At 71.1% G+C, this 6,525-nt stretch carries 6 protein-coding genes, 1 tRNA gene and 1 pseudogene; 1 reads left to right on the top strand and 7 read right to left on the bottom strand.

Annotated features, from left to right (window positions below; all coding sequences use genetic code 11):
• Positions 1-731, bottom strand: a pseudogene (locus MFF58_RS10615) (IS3 family transposase); the annotation flags it as partial.
• Positions 732-786: 55 nt separating this feature from the next.
• Between MFF58_RS10615 and MFF58_RS10610 the strand changes: the two are divergent.
• Positions 787-2,157, top strand: coding sequence for a recombinase family protein (locus tag MFF58_RS10610; RefSeq protein ID WP_238287142.1), 1,371 nt, complete (start codon positions 787-789; stop codon positions 2,155-2,157).
• Between the two features lie 309 nt (positions 2,158-2,466).
• On the opposite strand, the gene MFF58_RS10605 is transcribed toward MFF58_RS10610, so the two are convergent.
• The 6 genes from MFF58_RS10605 to MFF58_RS10580 all read right to left on the bottom strand — a co-directional run bounded on the left by MFF58_RS10605 (position 2,467) and on the right by MFF58_RS10580 (position 6,491).
• Positions 2,467-2,558 (bottom strand) — tRNA-Ser (locus MFF58_RS10605).
• A 12-nt stretch (positions 2,559-2,570) separates the two neighbouring features.
• Positions 2,571-3,425, bottom strand: a complete 855-nt coding sequence (locus MFF58_RS10600; RefSeq protein WP_238287141.1) for a glycosyltransferase family 2 protein — start codon at positions 3,423-3,425, stop codon at positions 2,571-2,573.
• On the bottom strand, positions 3,422-4,690 hold the full coding sequence (gene lysA / locus MFF58_RS10595; protein ID WP_238287140.1) for a diaminopimelate decarboxylase: 1,269 nt from the start codon (positions 4,688-4,690) through the stop codon (positions 3,422-3,424). The genes MFF58_RS10600 and lysA overlap by 4 nt, the downstream gene beginning before the upstream one ends.
• A 151-nt stretch (positions 4,691-4,841) precedes the next feature.
• Positions 4,842-5,195: an LPS translocon maturation chaperone LptM gene (lptM, locus tag MFF58_RS10590; protein WP_238287139.1), complete on the bottom strand. Its 354-nt coding sequence runs from the start codon at positions 5,193-5,195 to the stop codon at positions 4,842-4,844.
• Between the two features lie 114 nt (positions 5,196-5,309).
• The gene (locus tag MFF58_RS10585; RefSeq protein WP_238287138.1) at positions 5,310-5,612 is read right to left on the bottom strand and encodes a 3',5'-cyclic-nucleotide phosphodiesterase; all 303 of its coding nucleotides are present in this window, start codon (positions 5,610-5,612) and stop codon (positions 5,310-5,312) included.
• A gap of 144 nt (positions 5,613-5,756) precedes the next feature.
• Positions 5,757-6,491: a hypothetical protein gene (locus MFF58_RS10580; RefSeq protein ID WP_238287137.1), complete on the bottom strand. Its 735-nt coding sequence runs from the start codon at positions 6,489-6,491 to the stop codon at positions 5,757-5,759.
• Between the last annotated feature and the right edge of the window lie 34 nt (positions 6,492-6,525).

Genomic DNA, 6,525 nt, shown 5'->3' with positions numbered 1-6,525 from the left:
CAGGTACAACCAGCCCTCCCCCGTCCAGATGTAGGAGATGTCGCTCCCCCACTTCCGATCCGGCCCAGCCGCCGTGAAGTCCTGGTCGAGGTGGTTGGGCGCGACTGGAAAGGCGTGACCGCTGTCCGTGGTGCGCCGGAAGCGCCGCGGCTGGCGGGCTTTGAGCCCGTTCTCCCGCATCAGCCGGGCCACGCGTCGCCGGCCGGCCGCCAAACCCTGCTCGCGCAGCTCGTGAGTCATGCGCGGGCTGCCATACGTCTCGTGCGAGAGCGTGAAGGCGGAGCGGACGTGGGCAAGCAGCACGAGATCCTCGCGCTGCCGCGTCGAGGCCGGGCGGTCCTTCCAGGCGAAATAGCCGCTCGGACTGAGGTTGAGGACCTTGCACAGGCGCGCGACCGGGAAGTCCTTCTTCGCCGCGTCGATGAGGCGGAACCTCATCGACTTCCCTCCTTGGCGAAAAAAGCCGTGGCCCGCTTCAGGATCTCCCGCTCCTGGCGCAGCACCTCGTTCTCGCGCCGCAGGCGCTTGAGCTCGGCGGCCATGTCCTCCTGCCGATCGGCCGGCGGATGGTCCATCTCACGGTCACGCCGGCCGTCGATCCAGTTGCGCAGCGTCGAGAGCCCCACGCCGAGATCGGCGGCTACCTCGCGGCGGGACCGCCCACTCGTCTGCGCTAGCCGAACCGCCTCAGCACGAAACTCGGGGGTAAAGGTCTGCTTCCGGTCTGCCATCGGAACCCTCCTCCTTCAGGAAAAGAGCTCTCCACTTTCTCGAGGCAAGTCCAACGTGCTCTGGTCTTTCGCCCAGTTCGAGCGCGAGGTCACCGGCGAGCGCATCCGCGACACGATCGCCGCGAGCAAGCGCAAGGGTATGTGGATGGCTGGCTTGCCGCCGCTCGGCTACGACATGGCCGAGCGCAAGCTCGTCGTGAACGAGGCCGAGGCCGAGACGGTGCGGCTGATCTTCCGCCGCTACTGGGGCCTGCGCTCGGTGCGGCTTCTAGCGGCCGAGCTGGCTCAGGCCGGCATCCACAGCAAGGCGCGACGCGCGGCCGATGGCGGCGCCTTCGGCGGCCAGCCGCTCGGGCGGGGCGCGCTGTACGCGATGCTGGCCAACCGGCTCTACCGCGGCGAGGTGGTGCACAAGGGCGAAGCCTACCCCGGCGAGCACGCGGCGATCGTCGATGCGGAGCTGTTTGCCGAGGCGCAGGCGATCCTGGCGCAGAACCGGATCGAGCGCGACGAGGGCGTTCGCTCGGAGGCGCCGAGCCTGTTGGCCGGGCTGGTCTACGACGCCGCTGGCGAGCGGCTGACGCCGACCCACACCAACAAGCGCGGGGTGCGCTACCGCTACTATGTCTCGCGGCGCCTGATCACCGGCGCGGCCGGCGCTGATAGGAACGAGCCACACGATGTGAGCGAGGCGGATGTGACGACCGCGGCCGCCGGTGACGGGCCAAAGATCGCTGGTCAGCGCATTCCGGCGGCCAAGCTCGAGGCGGTGGTGACGGACCGCCTGCGTGCGCTGCTCGTGGATGCGAACGCGCTGCAGGATCTCGCGCGCGAACAGTCGGCCCCCGAGCAGCACGCGATGGTGGTAGCAGCCGCGCGGCTGGCGGCGCAGTGGCCGGAGCTGCCGCAGTCGCAGCAGCGGCAGCTCCTGCAGACCGTCGTCACCCGCATCGACGTGCACACCGGGCGGATTGAGATCGCGATCGACGGCGCTGCGCTGCTGCATCGACTCGGCGTGGCCAAGCGGGAGGAGACAGAGGGCTCGACCGCAGCTGAGTTGCCGCTGCGGCTGGCGGTAGCGGTGGAGTTGAAGCGTGTCGGTATGGAGATGCGCTTGATGCTGCCGGGCGAGGCGGCGGGCCCTGATCCAGACGCGAGCCTGGGTCGGCTGCTCGGCCGGGCGCATCGCATCCGCGAGCGGCTGACGGGCGACACGCCGATGTTGATTGACGAGGTGGCGCGGGCCGAGGGTCTGACGCGCCCCTATACCGCGCGACTGCTGCGGCTCAGCTACCTGGCGCCCGACATTACGGCCCGATTGATCGCGGGCGATCACCCCCTCGAGTTGAACGCGGCTCAGCTGATGCGAGACACCCGCCTGCCGCTGGACTGGGTCGAGCAGCGAGCGGGCTTGGCTATGGCCTGAGCCGCCGCCTCGAACGACTCGCTCGAACAGTCCGCCCCCCTGACATCATCGGCTCATGCGATCGAGAGGGACGAGGCTGTGTGCGGGCGCGGAGACTGCCGACGGTTGATCTGCCTGGGGCGCAGGCTGAGACGGTGGTACTGGCGCCAGGCTGAAGCGAGACGGCGACGCGAGAAGGGCCCGCAAATCCGCCCGAGTGCGTCTCAGCCGCTCAGCTCGGATATGCGGCCTGCGCAAAGTGCCGCCAGGAGCGAAGAAATTAAGCTCTTGGCGAAACGCCAGCTCAATAACTGGCTGGAATGGGAAATCTGGCGGAGACGGAGGGATTCGAACCCTCGATACCCATTTCTGGGTATGCTCATTTAGCAAACGAGTGCCTTCAGCCGCTCGGCCACGTCTCCGGCGCTCTGGCTCTAGAAGGTCGGATCGGGCGGGTCAACCCGATCCCGGTGGGTGGCGGCGAGGCGGCGGCGCTCGACGTGCTTGGCGACGCGCAGGTGGCGCGAGATCGCGTAGTTCATTGCGGTCAGGAAGCCGTAGGTGCCGCGCACGGCATGGCGCCGGCCGAGATAGGCCTTGAGGAAGTTGCCCGGCAGCTCGACGAAGACCCGCCACGTCGGAATCACGACGCCCCGCGCCTCCAGATCGTCCGCCTGCTGGTCGGAGTAGCGGTTGAGCTTGTCGAGCTGGTCGCCCAGCGAGCGCACGGAGAAATGGTGGATCACGCCCCGAAGCCGCCCGGGCCGCACCCCCGCCTCCAGGACGACCCGGTCGTGGACCGGCGAGGCGGCGTAGCGGCCCCGGTCCTTCCGGTAGAGCCGCACCGGGGTCAGCCGGTAGGCGAGCGGGTGCGGGTGCGCCTCGCCGGGGAAGATCTCGGCGATCCCGATCCGCCACGCCGGTTGGCGCGGCTCGCCCGATGCGAACAGGCCGCGGATCTCGCGGGCAAGCGCGTCCGGCACCACCTCGTCGGCGTCGAGGTTCAGGAGCCAGACATGCCGGCACTGCTCCTCGGCGAAGCGCTTCTGCGGGCCGTAGCCCGGCCAGGGATTGTGGATCACCCGCGCGCCGAGCGACGCGGCGAGCGCCTGCGTGCCGTCCGTGGAGCCCGAATCGACCACCACGAGGTCGTCGGTCAGGTCGCGCACCGCCCGGATGGTCGCGCCGATCCGGTCCACTTCGTCGTGCGCGATGAGGAAGATGGAGAGCGGCAGGCGGCCAGCCCGGTGATTCCCCGAAGGCGAGCCGGTCGCGACGCCGCCGGTCACGCGAGCCAGTCCGGCACGCGGTCGAGGGCCACGAGGGTCTCGACCTCGACGCGGGGGCGCACGATCGCGGCGCGGTCCTCCCGCACCAGCACCTCCGGCACCAGCGGCCGGGTGTTGTAGGTGCAGGACTGGACCGCCCCGTAGGCGCCCGCGCTCATGACGGCGATCAGGTCGCCGGCCTTCACGGCGGGCATCTCGCGGTTAAGGGCGAGATAGTCGCCGCTCTCGCAGACCGGGCCGACCACGTCGACGACGTGTTGCGCGGTGTCGGGGTCCGGCTCGATGACGGGACGCAGGCCGTGATAGGCCTCGTACAGGGTCGGGCGGATCAGGTCGTTCATCGCCGCGTCGACGATCACGAAGGTGCGCCCCGCGCTGTGCTTCACGTAGAGCACGCGGGTCACCAGGATCCCGGCATTGCCGGCGATCATCCGGCCGATCTCGAAGACCGGACGCAGGCCCAGGGGTGCGAAGTGGGGCCGCAGGGTCGCGGCGAGCGCCGCCGGGTCGGGGGGCGGGGCGTTGTCGTCGCGGTAGGGGATTCCGAGGCCGCCGCCGAAATCGATGTGGCGGAGCGGATGGCCCGCCGCCATCAGCTTCCGGGCGAGGTCGGCGAGCAGCCGCGCGGCGTCGGCGAAGGGAGCGAGATCCGTGATCTGGCTGCCGATATGCATGTCGACGCCGTGCACGGCGAGGCCCGGCAGGGCGGCCGCCGCCGCGTAGACCGCCGGCGCCCGGTTGATCGGGATGCCGAACTTGTTCTCGTACTTGCCGGTGGAGATCTTGGCGTGCGTGCCGGCGTCCACGTCGGGGTTCACCCGGATCGAGACCGGCGCCTTGAGGCCCAGGCTGATGGCCGTCTCGGACAGGGCCGTGAGTTCCGGCTCGCTCTCGACATTGAAGCAGAAGATGCCGGCCTTCAGCGCCGCCTCCATCTCGGCGCCGGTCTTTCCCACGCCCGAGAAGACGATCTTGGCGGGATCGACCCCGGCCGCCAACGCCCGGTGCAGCTCGCCCCCCGAGACGATGTCCATGCCGGCGCCCCGGGCCGCGAGGGTTCGCAGGACGGCCTGGTTCGAATTCGCCTTCATCGCGAAGCAGACCAGCGCGTCGTCGCCCGCGAACGCCTCGGCGAACACGCGGTAGTGCCGCTCCAAGGTGGCGGTGCTGTAGCAGTAGAACGGCGTGCCGACCTCCGCGGCGAGGCCGGTCAGGTCGACGTCCTCGGCGTGCAGGCGCCCGTCGCGGTACTGGAAGTGATGCATCTCGGCCGTGTCTCGTCTCGCGCCCGGGCGCGGGCTGCTGTCCCTGGAATGCCGGACCCCGCGCCGAAGGGGGCGCTCCGCGGTCCGGGTTCAACGGGCGGGCGCGGCGCCTCGCGGGCCTGCGGCGCCGGGCGGCCCTTCGTCCTGCCCTCTACAGCAGCGGGTCCAGAAGGAAAGGCTCCTTCGGGACGCGGTAGCCGCGTCGGGCGCCGCGGCTGGTCTCCACCGGCGCATCGGTGCCGCCCGGCGGCACCGCCGCCGCCGAGAGCTCGTCGCCCGCGCGGACCGCGGCGGCCTCCGGCTCGGATGCGCCGCCGCCCAGGCCGCCTGAGACCGGCAGCGTCCTGCGGCCGCTCACCGTGCCGGAACCCGCCTGCGCAGCGACGGGTCCGACGGGGACCGACGCCTGGGGCGGCTCCAGCGCGCCGCGTCGCCCGCAAGCGGAGACCGCGAGGGCGACGAGGCCGGACGCGGCCAGGAGTTTCAGGGCAGGGGTCGACAGCATCGCACGAGGGTCCGGCGGGCACGGCGCCGGCCCGCGAGGGCCGGTGGAAGCGCTACCTTAGCGGTTGCCGCGCCCCGGCGCGAGCGCGTGCCCGCCACAGGACGGGCGCGGTCCTCAGCCCCGGCGTTCCCTGCCGCCCTGGGAGCCCTGCCGACCCTTGCTCGGGGCGTTCTGGTCCTGCTCGGCCTCGTAGGCATCGATCGCCCGGCGGCAATTCTCGCTGAGCTTCTTCCAGTTTTTCTGGAAGCACGCATCGGTCGCGGGGTCGTCGGGAGCCAGATTGCCGCAGTAAGTCAGGTAATCGCCGGTGCAGTACTTCTTCAGGGTCTCGTTACCCCGCTTCGACTGCTGGGCCGCTGCCGGCAGAGTCAGGGCGAAGGCCGCCGCGATGGCGAGGACGATCGGCTTCAGGCGCATGGGTATCCGTACCATCTTGGAAGTTGAAACGTGCGGGACGAGTCGGCGCTGCGATGATGCCTTTGCATGGTCGAAACAAGGCAGTCGGCGCGGACTTCCGGACCGGGCCGCCCGGCGACGGCCCGATTCCAACCCGGAATGACGTCACACCCGTTCGGATTGCGCAACCGGATAGGTAGCCCGCGGCATCCGGCCGGGATTCGTGAGGGCGTCGGCGACCTCCGCGATTCGCCGGCGCAGATCCGCGTTCTCCCGCTCGATGCCCGCCTGTCCGTCCGCGCCGCGGTCCACGGCCTTGTCGGCCTGCCGGTCCGCCAGCGTCAGGGCCAGCGCCTCCTCGGCCGCCCGCAGGCTGGCCCGCAGGGCGTCGCGCTCGGCCGCCACGGCCGCGGCATCGAGGTCGGCCGTCGGCGGCGGCCCCCGCCGCATCGCCAGAAGGCTGTCGATCAGGTCGGCATGCGCCTCTTCGAGGGCCTGCAGCGTGGCGAAGCTCGCCGTGCCATCCTCGCGGGCGAGGGCGAGTTCGGTCTCAAGCTCCCGGGTCTTGGCTTGCGCCACGGCGATCTCGGCCTCGCGGGCCGCGAGGTCGCGGGCGAGGGCGGCGGCCCGCACCGTCCCGGCCCCGAGCGCTGCCATGTCGGCCTGCCGCTTGGCTTCCACCGTCTCCACTCGGCGCTCCAGACGGCGCTGCTGGACGGCGAACTGCGCGCGCAGGAAGTCGCGCTCGGCGGCGATCTCGGCCGGCGACAGGGGCAGGCGTGCCTCCGCCCGCCGCCGCTCCAGGCGCGCGGCGCGCGCGTTGACGGCCGGCAGCAGCAGCAGGCCGCACAGGCTCGCCGCCAGGAAGCCCAGCACGAAGATCATCACGGTTTCGATCACGAGGGAGCAGCCCGTGCATGCAGCCGGAAGACCC

Source organism: Methylobacterium longum, assembly GCF_022179385.1.
Lineage (GTDB): Bacteria > Pseudomonadota > Alphaproteobacteria > Rhizobiales > Beijerinckiaceae > Methylobacterium > Methylobacterium longum.
The sequence above is the reverse complement of the archived record's forward strand: the minus strand, read 5'-3'. Positions and strand labels throughout refer to the sequence as shown.

Bases quoted from the DNA above. Each gene is read 5' to 3' on its own strand.
- lysA (WP_238287140.1), bottom strand. From the start codon at position 4,690: ATGCATCACTTCCAGTACCGCGACGGGCGCCTGCACGCCGAGGACGTC.
- lptM (WP_238287139.1), bottom strand. From the start codon at position 5,195: ATGCTGTCGACCCCTGCCCTGAAACTCCTGGCCGCGTCCGGCCTCGTC.
- MFF58_RS10585 (WP_238287138.1), bottom strand. From the start codon at position 5,612: ATGCGCCTGAAGCCGATCGTCCTCGCCATCGCGGCGGCCTTCGCCCTG.